This window comes from Embleya sp. NPDC055664 (assembly GCF_053618075.1).
The window spans coordinates 150,846-166,463 of the sequence record NZ_JBSHGZ010000024.1; the positions used below are offsets into that span (position 1 = coordinate 150,846).

General features: G+C 69.7%; 17 protein-coding genes and 2 pseudogenes. 12 read left to right on the forward strand and 7 right to left on the reverse strand.

Annotated elements, in window-relative coordinates; genetic code table 11:
* Positions 1-20: 20 nt before the first annotated feature.
* Both ACWGR4_RS31605 and ACWGR4_RS31610 read right to left on the reverse strand, forming a co-directional pair.
* On the reverse strand, positions 21-803 hold the full coding sequence (locus ACWGR4_RS31605; protein ID WP_452130850.1) for a GntR family transcriptional regulator: 783 nt from the start codon (positions 801-803) through the stop codon (positions 21-23).
* A 103-nt stretch (positions 804-906) separates the two neighbouring features.
* Positions 907-2,454, reverse strand: a complete 1,548-nt coding sequence (locus ACWGR4_RS31610; RefSeq protein ID WP_452130851.1) for an APC family permease — start codon at positions 2,452-2,454, stop codon at positions 907-909.
* 253 nt (positions 2,455-2,707) lie between these two features.
* Here ACWGR4_RS31610 and ACWGR4_RS31615 point away from each other — a divergent pair, with 253 nt between their 5' ends.
* From ACWGR4_RS31615 to fabG, 9 genes are all read left to right on the forward strand, one after another.
* Positions 2,708-3,997: a class-III pyridoxal-phosphate-dependent aminotransferase gene (locus ACWGR4_RS31615; protein ID WP_452130852.1), complete on the forward strand. Its 1,290-nt coding sequence runs from the start codon at positions 2,708-2,710 to the stop codon at positions 3,995-3,997.
* On the forward strand, positions 3,994-5,592 hold the full coding sequence (locus ACWGR4_RS31620) for an aldehyde dehydrogenase family protein (RefSeq protein WP_452130853.1): 1,599 nt from the start codon (positions 3,994-3,996) through the stop codon (positions 5,590-5,592). The genes ACWGR4_RS31615 and ACWGR4_RS31620 overlap by 4 nt, the downstream gene beginning before the upstream one ends.
* Complete coding sequence (locus ACWGR4_RS31625) at positions 5,585-6,190, forward strand: BMC domain-containing protein (RefSeq protein ID WP_380006432.1); 606 nt, start codon at positions 5,585-5,587, stop codon at positions 6,188-6,190. Before ACWGR4_RS31620 ends, ACWGR4_RS31625 begins: the two co-directional genes overlap by 8 nt.
* Positions 6,187-6,729: a hypothetical protein gene (locus tag ACWGR4_RS31630; RefSeq protein ID WP_452130854.1), complete on the forward strand. Its 543-nt coding sequence runs from the start codon at positions 6,187-6,189 to the stop codon at positions 6,727-6,729. The genes ACWGR4_RS31625 and ACWGR4_RS31630 overlap by 4 nt, the downstream gene beginning before the upstream one ends.
* The gene (locus ACWGR4_RS31635; protein WP_380006438.1) at positions 6,729-6,989 is read left to right on the forward strand and encodes a EutN/CcmL family microcompartment protein; all 261 of its coding nucleotides are present in this window, start codon (positions 6,729-6,731) and stop codon (positions 6,987-6,989) included. Before ACWGR4_RS31630 ends, ACWGR4_RS31635 begins: the two co-directional genes overlap by 1 nt.
* 19 nt (positions 6,990-7,008) lie before the next feature.
* The gene (locus ACWGR4_RS31640) at positions 7,009-7,305 is read left to right on the forward strand and encodes a BMC domain-containing protein (RefSeq protein WP_452130855.1); all 297 of its coding nucleotides are present in this window, start codon (positions 7,009-7,011) and stop codon (positions 7,303-7,305) included.
* Positions 7,302-8,069: a microcompartment protein gene (locus ACWGR4_RS31645; protein WP_452130856.1), complete on the forward strand. Its 768-nt coding sequence runs from the start codon at positions 7,302-7,304 to the stop codon at positions 8,067-8,069. The genes ACWGR4_RS31640 and ACWGR4_RS31645 overlap by 4 nt, the downstream gene beginning before the upstream one ends.
* 79 nt (positions 8,070-8,148) lie before the next feature.
* A complete protein-coding gene (locus ACWGR4_RS31650; protein ID WP_452130857.1) occupies positions 8,149-9,213 on the forward strand; it encodes a phosphotransferase enzyme family protein in 1,065 nt (354 codons plus the stop codon).
* A 93-nt stretch (positions 9,214-9,306) separates the two neighbouring features.
* On the forward strand, positions 9,307-10,095 hold the full coding sequence (gene fabG, locus ACWGR4_RS31655; RefSeq protein WP_452130858.1) for a 3-oxoacyl-ACP reductase FabG: 789 nt from the start codon (positions 9,307-9,309) through the stop codon (positions 10,093-10,095).
* Positions 10,096-10,297: 202 nt separating this feature from the next.
* Here fabG and ACWGR4_RS31660 read toward each other — a convergent pair whose 3' ends face one another.
* Positions 10,298-10,678, reverse strand: coding sequence for a hypothetical protein (locus ACWGR4_RS31660; RefSeq protein ID WP_380006454.1), 381 nt, complete (start codon positions 10,676-10,678; stop codon positions 10,298-10,300).
* A 166-nt stretch (positions 10,679-10,844) separates the two neighbouring features.
* Positions 10,845-11,393, reverse strand: a complete 549-nt coding sequence (locus ACWGR4_RS31665; protein ID WP_452130859.1) for a hypothetical protein — start codon at positions 11,391-11,393, stop codon at positions 10,845-10,847.
* 397 nt (positions 11,394-11,790) lie between these two features.
* On the opposite strand from ACWGR4_RS31665, the gene ACWGR4_RS31670 reads away from it, so the two are divergent.
* Positions 11,791-12,264 carry an SRPBCC family protein gene (locus ACWGR4_RS31670; RefSeq protein WP_380006460.1) on the forward strand — a complete coding sequence of 158 codons (474 nt, stop codon included), beginning with the start codon at positions 11,791-11,793 and terminating at the stop codon, positions 12,262-12,264.
* Between the two features lie 386 nt (positions 12,265-12,650).
* On the opposite strand, the gene ACWGR4_RS31675 is transcribed toward ACWGR4_RS31670, so the two are convergent.
* Complete coding sequence (locus ACWGR4_RS31675; RefSeq protein ID WP_452130860.1) at positions 12,651-12,944, reverse strand: DUF1330 domain-containing protein; 294 nt, start codon at positions 12,942-12,944, stop codon at positions 12,651-12,653.
* Positions 12,945-13,133: 189 nt separating this feature from the next.
* Between ACWGR4_RS31675 and ACWGR4_RS31680 the strand changes: the two genes are divergently transcribed.
* Positions 13,134-14,036, forward strand: coding sequence for a LysR substrate-binding domain-containing protein (locus ACWGR4_RS31680; protein ID WP_452130861.1), 903 nt, complete (start codon positions 13,134-13,136; stop codon positions 14,034-14,036).
* A 46-nt stretch (positions 14,037-14,082) separates the two neighbouring features.
* Here the strand turns inward: ACWGR4_RS31680 and ACWGR4_RS31685 are convergent.
* Positions 14,083-14,217 (reverse strand): annotated as a pseudogene (locus ACWGR4_RS31685) (transposase); the annotation flags it as partial.
* A gap of 151 nt (positions 14,218-14,368) precedes the next feature.
* On the opposite strand from ACWGR4_RS31685, the pseudogene ACWGR4_RS31690 reads away from it, so the two are divergent.
* Positions 14,369-14,827 (forward strand): annotated as a pseudogene (locus ACWGR4_RS31690) (nitroreductase family protein); the annotation flags it as partial.
* 289 nt (positions 14,828-15,116) lie between these two features.
* Here ACWGR4_RS31690 and ACWGR4_RS31695 read toward each other — a convergent pair.
* Positions 15,117-15,551, reverse strand: a complete 435-nt coding sequence (locus tag ACWGR4_RS31695) for a YdeI/OmpD-associated family protein (RefSeq protein ID WP_452130862.1) — start codon at positions 15,549-15,551, stop codon at positions 15,117-15,119.
* Positions 15,552-15,618 lie beyond the last annotated feature (67 nt).

Consider the following 15,618-nt stretch of genomic DNA (forward strand, 5'->3'; position numbering starts at 1 on the left):
GCCCGCCGCGCGGTGGACGGTCAGGTCGCCTGGATCCGCAACCCGCCCTCGTCCTGGGCGTCTTCGCGCAACCGGGTGCGGATGGTCATCCGGGTCCGGTCCGCGCGGAACAGGTCGTGGGACAACTCGAAGACCCGTCCCTGGTGATCCGCCGCCACCCGGACGACGGAGATCAGTGGCGCGCCGGGCTCGACCTCCAGCACCCGGGCTTCGTCCGCAGTGGCGGCGACGACCTCGATTTCCTCGGTGACTTCGGCCGGTGTGGTGCCGTAGTGCTCGGCGATCAGCTCGTACACGGATCCGCCGAGGGGGCATTCCAAGAGGCCGGGGAAGTGTTCGGCGACGAGTTGCGCGTGTTCGAGGCTGATCGGCCGGCCGTCGGCGAGTCGCAGCCGCACCAGGTCGAACACGAGGTCGCCGGACGACAGGCGCAGCCGTCGGGCGGTGTCCTTGTCCGCGGCGCGCAGCGCGGTGGACAGCACGTTGGTGCCGGCTTCGAACCCCTGCCGGCGCAGGTAGGCCGGTACGCCGACGGCCGCGGAAAGGTCGCGCTCGGCCTTGCCGTGGCTGACGAAGGTGCCGCCGCCGCGTCCGGGCACACGGCGTACGACGCCGCTTTGTTGGAGGGCGTCGAGCGCCTGCCGCAGGGTGGATCGGCTGACGTCGTACTGCTGGGCGAGGTCGCGTTCGCCACCGAGCTTGTCGCCGGGCCGGAGCAGACCGCTGCGGATCTGGTCGAGGATGCGGCGGCGGACGTCCTCGGCGGTGCCGGACGTCGGGACTGGGACTTCGTCATGTTCCATGGACACAAGTATGGTTTACACCATTTCCGGATTCGGTTGCCTCCGGTACCCCAAACGGCCGTACGGTCGTCGGCAGAACCGGGGGCGGAGCCGAGGCGCGACGTCAGGTCGCCCGCTCCGTGGATTCCTCCAACACCACGCGGCCGATCAGCGCGAACCGATGCGGCGCCCGGACCTTCGTGTAGAGCGCGAGCACGACACCGAACACGGCGACGCCGAGCACCAGGTAGGGGATCATCCGAAAGATCGTGCTCCGCGACGCGGCGCCGCCCGCCGTGTCGAGGTTTTGGAAGAGCAGGACCACCACGTGGACCATTGCGATGCCGCCCACCAGCGGCGCGGCGAACGTGCGGAGCGGGTGGGCGGTTTCGGGGTGCTTGCGCCGCACGTGGAAGTAGCCGATGACGGCCGCGGAGCTGAGGATCTGGACGATGAGGATGGCCATCGTGCCCAGGACGGACAGGACGACGAACAGGTCGAGGTAGGGGTCCTTGCCGGCCAGCGCGAAGCCCAGGACCAGTGTCGTGGCGATCGCGCACTGGACGTGGCCGGCGACGTGGGGCGAGCCGTGTTTCGGGTGTGTGGCGCCGAGGGTGCGTCGGGTGCCGGGTACGACGTCTTCCCGGCCGATCGCGTAGAGGTACCTGGACGCGCAGTTGTGGAACGCCATGCCGCAGGCGAACGAGCCGGTGACGAGCAGGATTTGGAAAAGGGTGACGGCCCAGTCGCCGAGCAGGAGGCGGGTCGGCCCGAAGAGCAGTTCGGCGGGGGAGTCGCCGCCGGCCACGCGCACCGATCGGTCCAGTCCGTTGGCGGCCACGACCATCCAGGACACGAAGACGTAGAAGACGCCGACGCCGACGACCACCAGCATGGTGGCGATGGGGACGATGCGCTTGGGGTCACGGGACTCCTCGCCGTACATCGCGGTCGACTCGAAGCCGACCCACGACCAGAAGGCCATGAACAGGCCGAGGCCGACGCTTGCGCCGGCGACTCCCGAGGCGGCGTGGAAGGCGTTCAGGGGGTTGACCACCTGCGGTACGAAGCCGTCCGGGCCGCCTCCGTGCACGAGTATCGCCACGGCGAGCGCGGTGAGGATGAGCACCTCGGAGACCAGGGCGAGGCCGAGGACCTTGCTGGTCAGGTTGATGTCGAAGTGCGACAGCACGGCGTTGAGCGCGAGCATGAGCAACGCGTAACAGAGCCAGGGCAGCGAAATGCCGAAGAGGTCGGCCGTGGTCAGTTTCGCGAAGTAGGCGAACAGGCCGGTCAGCGACGCCTCGAAGACGATGTAGGCGACCGTGGCGAGCAGTCCGGCGCACATGCCCGCGACCTGGCCCAGCCCGTGTGAGACGAAGCCGTAGAACGCGCCCGCCGCGGTGATGTGCCGCGCCATGGCCATGTAGCCCACGGCGAAGACGGTGAGCACGATGGTGGCCACGAGGTAGCCGGCGGGAGCGCCGGTGCCGTTGCCGAAGCCCACGGCCACCGGCACGTTGCCGACCATCGCGCTGATGGGTGCCGCGGTGGCCACGGCCATGAACACCACGGCCGTGAGGCCGACCGCGTTGGGCCGCAGCCGCTGCACGTGCTCTCGCGGGTCGGGCTCGGGCGGGTGGGGCGTCGTTCTCGAACCAATATCGGTCATGGCATCGACCCTTCAGTGGCTACGGTCGGCATTGTGATCGTCTACGACGGAGATCCCCTGATAAATGTGGCTTTTGCGAATATTCATCGGCGGGATACCGGCGATGCTGCCACTGCTGTACGAGGCCAGGCAAGACCTTTGCGGCATACGGTTGAGTTGTTGCGAGCGTTGACAACCGAAAAGCTAATCGGTACACATACGGTATGAACCAAAACAGCGGCCCGGACGTGGTCCGCCCATCGAGGAAGGAGTGATGATGCGCGACTACGGCTTCGTCTCCTACGCATCCAGAGACGACTTCCTCGATCGCTCCCGTGCCGCGTGGAACCCCGGCAAGACGCAGTTCTGGCTGGACCAAGGCGTCGACCTCGTCATCGATCGCCGGGAGGGGTATCACCTCTGGGACGCCGACGGTCGAAAGTTGATCGACGTCCACCTCAACGGCGGCACCTACAGCCTCGGCCACCGACACCCCGAACTGGTCGCGGCCATGAACGAGGCGATGACCCACTACGACGTGGGAAATCACCACTTCCCGTCGGTCGCCCGCACCGCACTGGCGGAACGCCTGCTCGCCACCTGCGACGGCACCATGGGCAAGGTGATCTTCGCCGCCGGCGGCGGCGAGGCGATCGACATCGCGCTCAAGACCGCCCGGCACGCCACCAAACGCCGCAAGATCGTGTCCATTCGGAACGCGTTCCACGGCCACACCGGACTCGCCGTCAACGCCGGCAACCCGCGGTTCTCACGGTTGTTCCTGGTCGACGAGCCGTCCCAGTTCCCCCAGGTCGACTTCAACGACCTGGCCGCGATGGAGTCGGCACTGCGCGGCGGCGACGTCGCGGCGGTGCTTGTGGAGACGATCCCGGCGACCTACGGCTTCGTGATGCCCGAACCCGGATACCTCGTCGGGGTCAAGGACCTGTGCGAACGGTACGGGACCGTCTACATCGCCGACGAGGTACAGACCGGCCTCATGCGCACGGGCGAGATGTGGGGCATATACAAGGCCGGCGTCTCGCCGGACATCCTGGTCACGAGCAAGGGCACCGCCGGCGGCCTCTACCCCCTGGGCGCGGTCATCGTCGCCGACAGGGTCGCCGGCTGGCTGGACGAGGACGGCTTCGGCCACATCTCGACCTTCGGCGGAGCCGAACTCGGCTGCATCGTCGCGATGAAGGTCCTGGAGATCACCGCCCGACCGCAGACCGGAGCGACCGTCGCCTCGATCGCCGCCCGCCTCGCCCGCGGACTGGCCGACATCCGGTCCGATCACCCGGACTATTTCGTCGGCATCCGACAGAACGGCCTGGTGATCGGCCTGGAATTCGACCACCCCACGGGCGCCCAACTCGTCATGCGAGCACTGTACGAGAACGGCGTCTGGGCCATCTTCTCCACACTCGACACCCGTGTCCTCCAGTTCAAGCCGGGATTGCTGATGTCACCCGAACTCGTCGACGACCTGCTCGAACGCCTCCACGCGGCGGTCGGCCAGGCCCGCGCCGCCGCCCGAGCGACGTCCGGACGCGCCGCGTGAGCGCCCGGCGGGACCGGACCCGCACCACCGAGGCCCGCACCACCGATTGGGGCCCCGATCCGGCGGCACACGCGCGAACCCTGCTGGAGCGCGCGCGCTGGGCAGCCGACGAATTCGCCGTGCTCGACCGCGACCGGGTCGACCGCATCGTACGAGCCGCCGCACAGGCCGGGCACGACAACGCCGCCCGCTACGCGGAATGGGCGGTGCGGGAAACCGGGATGGGCGTGGTCGCCGACAAGACCACCAAGAACGAGGCGTGCTCGCTGGGTCTCCTGGCCCGCTACGGAGCCGAGGACCATGTCGGCGCCCGCTTCGACGCGGACGCCAAGATCCTGGAAATTCCCCGTCCCGCAGGCGTCGTCGTCGCCCTGACACCATCGACCAACCCGGTCTCGACCGTCTACTTCAAGGTCCTGCTCGCCCTGATGACCCGGAATGCCATCGTCATCAGCCCGCACCCCGCGGCCAAGGCCGCCAGTGCGGACGCCGCCCGCACACTCAACGCGGCGGCCGTGGCGGCCGGAGCACCCGCCGACGTCGTCCAGGTCGTCGATGAACCGACCATCCCCCTGGTGGATGCCCTCATCACCGACCCCGGCTGCAGTGTCGTACTGGCGACCGGTGGAACCCCCATGGTGCGCGCCGCCTACAGCTCCGGGAACCCGGCCCTGGGCGTCGGACCCGGCAATGTGCCCGTGCTCGTCGACGCCACGGCCGACCTCGTTGCGACCGCCGAACGCATCGTGGCCAGCAAGGTGTTCGACAACTCCGTCCTGTGCACCAATGAATCGGTGCTGCTGGCCGAAGACTCCATAGCCACGGACCTGTTGCGCGCTCTGGAGAACGCCGGCGCACACGTGTGCGACCCCGTCGAGCGCGACCGCCTGCGGGACTGGCTCTACCCCGAGGGCCGCCTGCGCGCCGCCGCCATCGGCCGGGACGCCGCCTGGATCGCCGAGCAGGCCGGATTCCGCATCCGTCCGGGCAAGCGGGTACTCGTCGCGCCGTTCGAGCGCCCCTTCGAGGAACCGCTCACCCAGGAGAAGCTCTGCCCCGTCCTGGGGTTCCACCCGGTGGCCGACGCGGCCGGCGGCATCCGACTGGCCCGGCTGCTGCTGCGCCGGGGCGGACGCGGACACTCCGCCGCCATCCACAGCCGCGACCGCGCCACCGTCATGGCCTTCGGAGCGGCTGTGGAAGTCGTCCGGGTCAGCGTCAACGTCGGTGCCAGCCTGGGCAGTTCGGGATTCGAGACCAATCTGGCGCCCACGATGACCATCGGTACCGGGTTCACCGGCCGCAGCTCGCTCGGCGAGAACCTGGAACCGCGCCACCTCGTGCAATACACGCGCATGGCGTACAACCGGGATGCCGGCGTCGCGTTCGACGACTTCGCGGGCATGCAGCCGTGGCCCGCCCGGCCGACGCCGCCGGCGGCTCGCCCGGCTCCCCACGACACGGTCCCGCCGGTCGGCGCATCCCACGCTTCCAACGGTCAGGCGGCCGGTCGGGAACTCGACCTGCTGCGCGAAGAGATCCGCCGGCTCGTCCGTGCCGAACTGCACAGCGCGCTGGGAGCCCACCATGGCTGAACTGCGCTCGTTCATCTTCATCGACCAACTCCAGCCACAGACCATGTGCTACCTGGGCACCTTCGTGCGAGGCAGTCTGCCCCGCACCAACATGTCGGCGCAGATCATCGAAGTCGCGCCGGGTCTGGACATCGAGCCGCTGACCGACGTGGCGCTGAAGTACGCCGATGTGCAGGCCGGCATCCTGGTCGTCGAGCGGCAGTTCGGCTACCTCGAAATCCACTCGCGATCCACCGACGCCGTGCGCTCGGCCGCCGACGCCATCCTGGACGCACTGGGCGCGGATCCCGCCGCGGTGCCCGCCCCGACCATCCTGGCCGACAAGACGATCACGAGTGTCGATCCCAGGCATGCGTTCCTGATCAACCGGAACAAGTCCGGCTCGATGGTCCTGCCGGGCGAGTCACTGTTCACCCTGGAGGTCACCCCGGCGTCCTACGCGATCCTCGCCACGAACCAGGCCGAGAAGGCCGCCGACATCAAAGTCGTCGACTACCGCATGATGGGCGCCACCGGGCGCGTCTACCTCAGCGGTTCCGAATCCGACGTCCGCATGGCCGCGGAGGCCGCGCGCGAAGCCGTGCGAGCCAGGCCGTGAACGGCACGCCGTCGGCCGTCGGCGCGTCGGCCGTCGGGACCTCGTGGGACCAACTGCGCGGCCTCGTCGCCGAGGCGGTTCGCGAGGCGGTCGCCGAATTGACCTCCGCCGGGGCGGGTCGGGGGAGTTCGCCGCCCTCTGCCGGCGTCGCACCGATCGCTGCCGAGCCGACCGCCGTCGCACCCACCGTCGCCGCACCGGACAACCGCCCTGTGCTGCTCCGGGACGACGCGGACCTCGCGCGTTTCGTACGGCTGCTGCTCGACCTCACCGCAACACCCGAGGGGCGGGCAGCCCTCGACGACCGCAGGATCCGGTTCCGGCTCGACCGCGCTCACCCCGCCCACGCCGGCGGTGCCGAGCCCGCTCCGGCACAGGGCGTACATCGGATCGAGCGCGGCGCCGTCGGCGAGGCCGCGGTCACCGCGGCCGCCGCCGCCGGACACCACATCGTCGCCGGCCCCCGCGCCGTCATCACCCCCCTGGGGCGGGACACGGCCCGCCGACTCGGCATCCGCATCGACCGGGAGGAGACCTGATGCGCATCGGCACCGTCACCGGATCCGTCTGGTCTACCCGACGCGTCACCGGCGTTCCGTCCGGCGCGTTCCTGACCGTGGCATTCGAGGCGTCACCGGAGGTGATCATCGCGTTCGACGTCCTGGGAACCGGCGTCGGCGAGCGTGTACTCGTGGCCCAGGGCATGAGCGCCGCCCGCCGATTCCCCGACAACGCACCGATCGACGCCTTGATCATCGGCTCCGTCGACGAGACCTCCACCACCCACCGCACCTCCTGAACACGAAAGTTGGGACCTCATGTCCGACGCCATCGGAATGATCGAAACCCGCGGCTACGTCGCGGCGTTCGCCGCCGCCGACGCCATGGTCAAAGCCGCGAACGTGACCATCATCAGTCGCGAGGAGGTCGGCGACGGCCTGGTCGCGGTCGTCATCAACGGCGACGTCGGAGCGGTCAAGGCCGCCGCCGACGCCGGCGCGGACACCGCCGCCCAGGTCGGCGAACTCGTCTCCGTCCACGTCATCCCCCGCCCCCACCCCGAAGTGAACCGGCACTTCAACGGCGGCGGAAACACCACGGGCCGAGCGCGATGACAACGACCTCCGACGAGCCGACCGGGGGCGCCACGCGGCGGCGCCCCCGCACCGCGCAGGACCGCAGCGCTGCGCCGGCTGTCGCGCCGCAGCCCGCCGCACCGCAGGCCGCCCCGTCGCAGCCCGCCGCGCCGGCGACCGAACTCCGCGTATACCTGACCCTGCGCAGCCTGCAGCGGCAGTTCGCCGCATACTTGGGGACCCCCACGCGAGCCCGCGGCTATCCACCCCTGGAAGGCGACCACGCCCTGATCATCGAAGTGGCCCCCGGACTGGCCATCGAGCGTGTCATCGACCTGGCGCTCAAGGCCGTACCCACCGCGGAACCCGGGCTGCTCTTCGTGGAACGCCAGTTCGGCATCCTCGAACTCCACACCAAGAAGACCGACGACCTGGAGCGCGCCGGCGCCGCCATCCAGGCCGGGATCCGCCGCAGCCCGACCGACCAGCTCAAGCCCCGCCTGCTGTACACCGACGTGATCGAGGACGTCACCGACCAGCACGCGGTCATCCTGAACCGCACCCGCCAGGCATCCATGATCCTGCCGGGGCAGACGCTGCTGGTGATGGAGATGACCCCCGCGCTGTACGCGGCCCTCGCCGCGAACGAGGCGGAGCGCGCGGCGCCGAAGAACACCCTGGTCGACGTGCAAATGATCGGCGCCGCCGGCCGCGTCTACATCAGCGGCACCCTGGAAGACGTCACCACCGCACGCCACGCGATCGACGCGGCACTGGCGGCCGTCGAGGGACGTGACCACTGAACCGACGAGTCCGGTCCAGCCGGCTCCACCGCCCCCGACGCCACCGCCCCTTCGGCTGTCCGCGCCCTCAGGAGAAGGCATGTCCCCCGAAAGACCCGAGTCCGACCGCGACGACACACCACCCGGTGCCGTCGCCGATGAACCGTACGACTCCCTGGCACGCCGCATCCTGCCCGCGTACGGCATCGACCGCGACACCCCGCTCGAACTGCTGAACCTCTCGGAGAACGCGACCTATCGCATCCACGCCGGGCCGGGCGCGGCCCCGCGCATCCTGCGGGTCCACCGTCCCGGCTACCACACGGCCGCCGAGATCCGGTCCGAACTGGCCTGGGTCGCGGCACTGCGCAACGAGACCGAGATCGCCACCCCGGAGCCGATTCCCGCCTCGGACGGCCGCCTCGTCGTCGGCGTCGATCCGCTCACCGCGGGCGGGCAGCGGCGGCATGCCGTGCTGTTCCACCTCATCCCCGGTGACGCTCCGGACGAGAACGTGCCCGCTCCGCAGTTCGAACGCCTGGGCGAAATCACCGCCCGCCTGCACCGGCACGCCGAAACCTGGACGCCTCCCGCCGGGTTCACCCGGATGCGGTGGGACCTCGCCGCGATGCTCGGCACACACGCGCACTGGGGACGGTGGCAGGACGGGCCCGGCGCCGGCGGCGAGGTCCGCCGGGTGCTCGCGGACACGGAAGCGATCATTCGCCAACGGTTGTCGCGATACGGAACCCGTCCGAGCCGATTCGGCTTGATCCACGCCGACCTCCGGTTGGCCAACCTTCTCGTGCACGGCGACCGGACCGCGGTGATCGATTTCGACGACTGCGGGTCCGGCTGGTTCCTGTACGACCTGGCCGCCGCCCTCACCTTCCTCGAGGAGTCCCCGCAGGTCCCGGACCTCATCGGCAGTTGGCTCACCGGCTACCGCCGGGTCCGCGCGCTCACCACCGAGGACGAGAACGAGATCCAGACCTTCATCATGCTCAGGCGCCTGATGGTCGTCGCCTGGCTGGGCTCACACCCCGACACCGACCTCGCGCGGGCCAAGGGCGCGGCATTCACGAAGGCGAGCGCCGAACTGGCGGACGCATACCTCGGCAAACAGAACCGATGGTGGCGCGGCCGGTCGGCCAACAGCCGCTGACCGCCGCACCGCGGATTCATCCTGCCCACGGCGCCGGCGCCCGGGCCCGACCCACATCCGACCGACTCCACCCGAAACACCACAGGAGCATTCATGACACCCCCATCCATGGACGGCCGCCGTGTCGTCGTCACCGGCGGCTCGAAGGGCATCGGCAAGGGAATCGCCGCTGTCTTCGCCCGATCCGGAGCCCACGTGGTCATCACCGGCCGCAACGCCGCCGACGTCCACGCGACCGCGACGGAACTCACCGCCACGAGCGGGAAAGTCACCGGCATCGCGGCGGACGTCGGCGACCCCGCGGCGATTACGCGGCTCGCCGACGAGGCGGTCGAGGTACTGGGCGGCGTCGACGTCGTCTGCTGCAACGCGGGCATCTTCCCCAGCGCGCGGCTGACCGACCTCACCGCCGAGCGCATCGACGAAGTCTTCAACGTCAACCTGCGCGGCACCATGCTCACCGTGACGGCCTTCCTGCCGGCCCTGCGGCGCAGTGCGCACGCTCGGGTCGTGGTCACCGCGTCCATCACCGGACCCGTCACCGGCTACCCCGGCTGGAGCCACTACGCGGCCAGCAAGGCCGGACAAATGGGCTTCGTACGGGCCGCGGCCCTGGAACTGGCCCCCCACGGCATCACGATCAACGCCCTGCTGCCCGGCAACGTGCTCACCGAGGGCGTGGCGGACCTCGGTGCCGACTACATCCGCGACATGGCCCGGTCCATTCCGATGGGCAGGCTCGCGACGAGCGAGGAGATCGGCCACGCGGCGCTGTTCCTGGCCTCCGAACACGCGGGGTTCATCACGGGCCAGGGCCTGATCGTCGACGGCGGCCAAGTACTCGCCGAATCACTGGACGCGATCACCACCGCAGGCGCCTGACGGCTTCGCCGCGCCCGGGCGACGGTTGCGCCCGGTCCGGGGCCGGCGCGTCGTTCCCGCGACCACCGGCCCCGGCGGGAATCCCCGGCCGCCGCGACGACATCGTGCCGGCCACGAAGGCGAGCCTGCCGACGGGCGAGGAGCACCACCGTCGGGGCGGTTCGCGCCGTCGGCCTGTCACCGCGTTGGACAACGACGTGGGTCAGACGAGCTCGCCGGCGCAGTATCGGTGGGGACCGCAGGCATCGCAGCCGTACTCCATACATCCTGTGCAAACGTAGATGTTTCCCATGCGGTATGTGTCCCAGCAGCCCGCGCACACGGCGCGCACGCGCAGCATGGTTTCCCAGCCGTCGTCACCGCCGTTGAAGTCGTGGGAAACGGCGACGAATTCCCCCAACACCGGATCGTGCTCGTCCCGGTGTCGGAGGTACCAGGAGTAGACGGTGAAGAACGCCTTGTCGGTCACCACGTGGTCGCGGCCCCGGCCGTCTCGGACCCACACTTCGACGAGTTGCGCGATGCGCTGTATGAAGGGCAGCCGACCATCGAGAACGACATCGTTGTGGTTCGTCATCGTCATCGCCACAGTATCCGGGCGGACGTGTCTCCCGGACAGCCACGGAGGCGGGTCTCGTCTCCCGGGTTCGTGCTGCGTGGCTCCCGCTGCCCGGTCGGGACTCGATTTCGACTCGCGGGCAAGTATGGCAAAGCAGGGCGACACGGCCTCGGCTACGCCGCGGCCCGACTCAGTCCTGGGCGGTCTCCACGACGTGGATCGTGAACGGTTGCCTGTCGTTCCCGGGGTTGCGGTCGTCCTCGCTGCGGACCGCGACGTAGCCGCCGGTCAGGTCGCCGACGGGGACGGTGTCGGCGATCCGTACCGGGACGACCGCCGTGGCGATTCGGGACTGCGGCAGACCGGCGGGGAAGACGCAGCGCACTCGGTGGCCGTTCTGGAACACGGCGCAGTCCTCCGGGAAGAACGGGCCCTCGGGCGTCACGCCTTCCGGCAGCGTGATCACCACGGTGAACGGTGAGGCCGTCCGGTCCGGCCCGGCGTTGTCGATGAGAGCGTGCACCGTGGTGGTGTTGCCCGGCGCGACGGAGTCCGGATCGATCCGGATGACCTCCAGGTCGGAACCCGACGGGCGAACCGCGGCCGCAACCTGCGCCGAGGCCGGCTCCGTGACCGGGGGAGCGATGGCACAGGCCTGCCCGGCGGCCAGCACCACCAGCGCGGAGCCCACCGTCAGCGACCGCCCGACGAACCCTCGAATCGACCCGTTGCGCGACATCGCCGCTCACCCTGCTCTCTGTGTCCGTCCGTACGCCCCGCATCGTCGAGGGCCTGTCCGGGCCGAGCGTGACCGATCCGCGCGCCGGCGTCCGAGCGACCCGCCCTCGGGTCGCTCGAACGGGCGAAGGCGAACACCGGACGGCGGTACCGCATCCGCGGCGCGACCATGCCCACGACGCCACGGCCGACGGCGGATCCGCCGGTCCGCACGGTCGTGTGCCGAGCCCACGTCCGCGATGTGCTCCCGGCTGCTGCGGCCCTGCTCTCTCGAAGGAACGCCCAAGCCGCAGGCCGTACTTGCCCCTGTGGAATCCCGGGCGTCGCGGCCGTGGCGGTCCCGGACGCGTAGGTGCAAATCTCGGAGCCGAGGGCGCCCGTGGTGCATGATTATCCGTATGGAAACGCCTGAACTCGCGCTCTCTCGCGCCCCTGCCGCGTATGCCTGCATGATCGTCCGCAAGCCCGCCGAGGAGGTGTTCCGCGCCTTCGCCGACCCGGCTGTGACCTCCCGGTTCTGGTACAGCAAGAGCAGCGGGCCGATGGTTGCGGGCGCCGAGTTGCACTGGGAGTGGGAGACGTACGGTGCATCGGCCGACGTCCGGGTCAAGGAGGTCCAGGACGCCCGGCTGATCCGGTTCGAGTGGGGCAACTACGGGCAGCCGACCACCGTCGAGCTGCGGTTCACCCCGCGCGCGGAAGGAGCCACGTTCGTCGAGGTCACCGAGACCGGTTTCGTGGGCTCGGGCGACGACGCCGTGCGCTGGGTGAACGACACCGTCGGCGGATTCGCCACAGCCCTGTGCGCCATGAAGGCCCTGTTGGAATACGACATCGAACTCGGCGCCGTCTCCGACCACCACCCGACCTGACGGGTTCGGCGGCCACAACCGTGGCATGGGTGGTGTCGTCGCGCCATGTCGCGGCGACCAAGGCCGAAAGGCGCTTGGCGACGACACCCGCCAGGCCGAAGCCGCCGTATGTTCCCGGATCGAGCCGGCGCCACTGTTCCGACACAGAGGCGCCGGCCCGTCCCCGGTAGCCCCAGCACGCGGAACAGCCCCTGTTCGAGGCGGACTTCGAGCACGAAGCCCGGATCCCATCGGGCGACTTCCGGTATACGGATGCCGGGAACCGCCAAGCCTTGAACGGTACTTCGGCCGCACACGTCAGGTGCGTACCGCCGGCGCGGCGAGCCGCCGACAGGGATCAGGTCGTCGAGGACGTCGACGACGAACCGGGACGCTGGGCCCGTCGGTCAGTCGATGCCTTCGATGATGCGGAAGTCGCGTTCGTAGCCGTCGGGGAGGGCCACCAGAGCCTTCCGGTATGCCTCGCTCTCGTATGCCGCGACGGCCTGTTCGAAGTTGTCGAACTCGACCAGAACGACGCGTTGCGTGATTCCGGCCTCGTGGGCGACGACTCGACCGCCGACGGACAGAGTGCGCCCGCCCCCGGCTCGGACAGCCGGACGGGCCAGCTCGTTGTAGGCGGTCAGCATCTCCGGGTCGGAGATGGCGGGGTAGACACTGACCCAGTAGCCCTTGGCCATTGGAAACCTCCTGTGCTCGGCCGGACACGTCCGACGTCGAATCGACACGCGGATCGATCGATCCCGGCGACGGATACTGCGGTCGGTGGGATCGTCATATGCGCAGGTTAGGGCTCGATACGCGGCCGAGGGAAAGACCGGTACGGGATAGAGTCAGAACGGATCGTTATCAATCGGCAGGGAGGGCGCGTGGCGCCGGATACGGTGAGCCTGCGCTACTTCCTGGTGCTGGCGCAGGAGTTGAACTTCACCCGAGCGGCCGCACGGATCGGTATCGCACAGCCCGCACTCAGCGCCCGAATGCGCCGATTGGAGGCGGAACTCGGTACGGCCCTGCTGGTCCGCAACACACGTAGCGTCGTATTGACCACGGCCGGTGCGGCTTTGGCGGAGTCCGCGCCGCCCGCGCTGGCGGCGCTGGACCGGGCATGGGACACCGCCCGCAGCGCGGCGGCCGGTGAACTGGGCACGTTGCGTATCGGATACAGCCTCAGCACCGGGGCCGAGACGACACCGGCCCTGGTGGACAGGCTGATTCGCGGCAACAGCGGACTCGAGGTCGGCGCGGTCCCGATGGCGACCCCGGAGATCTCCCCCGCGGTCGCCGACGGCCGCATCGACGCCGGGATCACCCGCGGTGAACAGCCGGGCCGTGGCGTGCGCCGATACCTGCTGCGGCGTCAGCGCATCGGGGTCCAGCTGGCGCGGCAACATCCGCTGGCCGAACACCCGGAGATCGAGATCGCCGACGCGGCCGCGTATCCGCTGCGACTCCCGGACCGGGCGGCCAACCCCGTGATCCACGATCAGCTGTCCGCACTGTTCCGAGACGCCCGACCGCACCCCCGATTCCACACGCCCGCAGTCTCTTTCGACATGTCTCAGCGCGACCTGCGCGACGGGGTCACCCTCGCCCCGGCCGGAGAAGCCGCGGTTACGGCATCACCGCCCGATCTCACCTGGCGACCGCTGCGGGGCGCGGCCGGCCTGACGATCCACCTGGTCCTCCCACGCGAACAGTCCCCACTCCACCGCCGCATCCGTGCCGTCGCCAAAACCCTGGCACACGAGCTGAACTGGCTGCCGGACTGACGCGCAAGAGGCCAAGCGAGACGGACGTCTCGCGTGGGGTGGGAAATCGTGTGGCAGGTATCCAACCGATGGATGTGCGGGCCGCGTACAGGACCGCGTTCACCACCTCGCGCCGGTCCGTCGTCGGCGGCCGACCACTGGCACGATTCTTGCGCCGGGCGAGCAACAGCGGCTCGATCAAGGCCTATTGGGCGACGCCGAGGGCGGCACATTCACGCGATGCTCCCGGCCCGCGTACATCGCGTCGCATCGCCGAAGGCGACCCCGCTGCACGTCGCGGGTGCCGGAGACGGTAGGGACGTGGTTGTCGTCGGGTGAGAGGACGAGAAGACGTGGATGTGTACGAAGCCGTGGACACACGCCGGGCCGTGCGGGCGTTCAGCGACGAGCCGGTGCCCAGGGACGTACTCGAACGGGTGCTGACCGCGGCCACGCGGGCTCCGTCGAGTGGGAACCTCCAGCCGTGGCACGTGTATGTCATGACCGGCGAGCCGTTGGCCGAACTGAAGAGGCTCGCGACCGCCAGGGCGTTGGCGGGAGACTCCGGTGACGAGCGCGAGTACCCGATGTACCCGGCCGAACTGGCCTCGCCCTATCGCGACCGCTTTTCCGCCGCGGCCGCGCAGCGGTACGCGGCGCTGGGGATCGAGCGCGACGACCCCGCCAGGCCCACCCGGATCGCTGCCGTGAACACGGAGGCGTTCGGTGCGCCCGTCGTGCTGTTTTGCTACCTCGACCGGACGATGGGTCCCGGGCAGTGGGGGGACGCGGGCATGTACCTGCAGACGGTCACCGGCCGGGCGGACCTGGCGGAAACAGTGAGCTTCCTCGGAACGTGACCGCCGGCGGAGCAGCTCCGTAGCCTCGGGAGGCCGAGGGTCATGCCGTGCCCGAGGCGGTGCCGATAGCGCCTGCCGAGCGAAGCGAACGCCCAAGGTCTTGACGCCCACCAGAGCGGCCCACGCGTTCACCCTTTCGCCGACGGTGAATGCCGACCGCCAACCGCGTTGGTGCAACAGCTCTCCCACCTCGGTTTCACTGGCCACGGATGTGAGGCTCTCACACCGGATCCGTCGGGTTTCAGCCCCGCAGGGTGGTGATGGCCTTCTCGATGCGCCGTTGGCGGGTTTCGGGCCTCTTTGCGGTTTCGATGGCGCGCACGTGCTCGCGTTTGTGGCTGTAGGCGAGGTTGTCGTAGGCGGTGCGGGCGATGGGGTCGTCGTCCAGGGCTTGGGCGAAGTCCGGGGGCTCGACGACGACGCGCGGCTCGGTGTCGAGCTTCAGTTCGACCTCGACCTCTTCGCCGATCGCGACACCTGCGGCCTGCCGGTTGGCGTTGCCGAGGCCGAGCAGGTGGCGGCCACGCAGGAGGGCGACCCGGCTCTTCCAGGAATGCCCGTTGACCGTGATCGTCACGGGCGGCCGCGCGCCTGCGCCGAGCGCCGCCACCACCTCGGGCGGAACTTCCAGGCCCCGCATGGGCTCGGGCGGCTCGACGAGGGACAAGAACTTCATGATGTTTGTCTTTCTCGTGTTGTTCTGCCGGCTTACTGCGATTCGGCCCGCCGGCTACGTCCGGAAC

What these genes read in the sequence shown, in the direction of transcription:
- ACWGR4_RS31675 (WP_452130860.1), bottom strand. Translation starts at nt 12,944, where the DNA reads ATGGCCAAGGGCTACTGGGTCAGTGTCTACCCCGCCATCTCCGACCCG.
- ACWGR4_RS31660 (WP_380006454.1), bottom strand. Translation starts at nt 10,678, where the DNA reads ATGACGATGACGAACCACAACGATGTCGTTCTCGATGGTCGGCTGCCC.
- ACWGR4_RS31695 (WP_452130862.1), bottom strand. Translation starts at nt 15,551, where the DNA reads ATGAAGTTCTTGTCCCTCGTCGAGCCGCCCGAGCCCATGCGGGGCCTG.
- fabG (WP_452130858.1), top strand. Translation starts at nt 9,307, where the DNA reads ATGACACCCCCATCCATGGACGGCCGCCGTGTCGTCGTCACCGGCGGC.
- ACWGR4_RS31670 (WP_380006460.1), top strand. Translation starts at nt 11,791, where the DNA reads ATGGAAACGCCTGAACTCGCGCTCTCTCGCGCCCCTGCCGCGTATGCC.
- ACWGR4_RS31625 (WP_380006432.1), top strand. Translation starts at nt 5,585, where the DNA reads ATGGCTGAACTGCGCTCGTTCATCTTCATCGACCAACTCCAGCCACAG.
- ACWGR4_RS31605 (WP_452130850.1), bottom strand. Translation starts at nt 803, where the DNA reads ATGGAACATGACGAAGTCCCAGTCCCGACGTCCGGCACCGCCGAGGAC.
- ACWGR4_RS31645 (WP_452130856.1), top strand. Translation starts at nt 7,302, where the DNA reads ATGACAACGACCTCCGACGAGCCGACCGGGGGCGCCACGCGGCGGCGC.
- ACWGR4_RS31665 (WP_452130859.1), bottom strand. Translation starts at nt 11,393, where the DNA reads ATGTCGCGCAACGGGTCGATTCGAGGGTTCGTCGGGCGGTCGCTGACG.
- ACWGR4_RS31635 (WP_380006438.1), top strand. Translation starts at nt 6,729, where the DNA reads ATGCGCATCGGCACCGTCACCGGATCCGTCTGGTCTACCCGACGCGTC.
- ACWGR4_RS31640 (WP_452130855.1), top strand. Translation starts at nt 7,009, where the DNA reads ATGTCCGACGCCATCGGAATGATCGAAACCCGCGGCTACGTCGCGGCG.
- ACWGR4_RS31610 (WP_452130851.1), bottom strand. Translation starts at nt 2,454, where the DNA reads ATGACCGATATTGGTTCGAGAACGACGCCCCACCCGCCCGAGCCCGAC.
- ACWGR4_RS31650 (WP_452130857.1), top strand. Translation starts at nt 8,149, where the DNA reads ATGTCCCCCGAAAGACCCGAGTCCGACCGCGACGACACACCACCCGGT.
- ACWGR4_RS31615 (WP_452130852.1), top strand. Translation starts at nt 2,708, where the DNA reads ATGATGCGCGACTACGGCTTCGTCTCCTACGCATCCAGAGACGACTTC.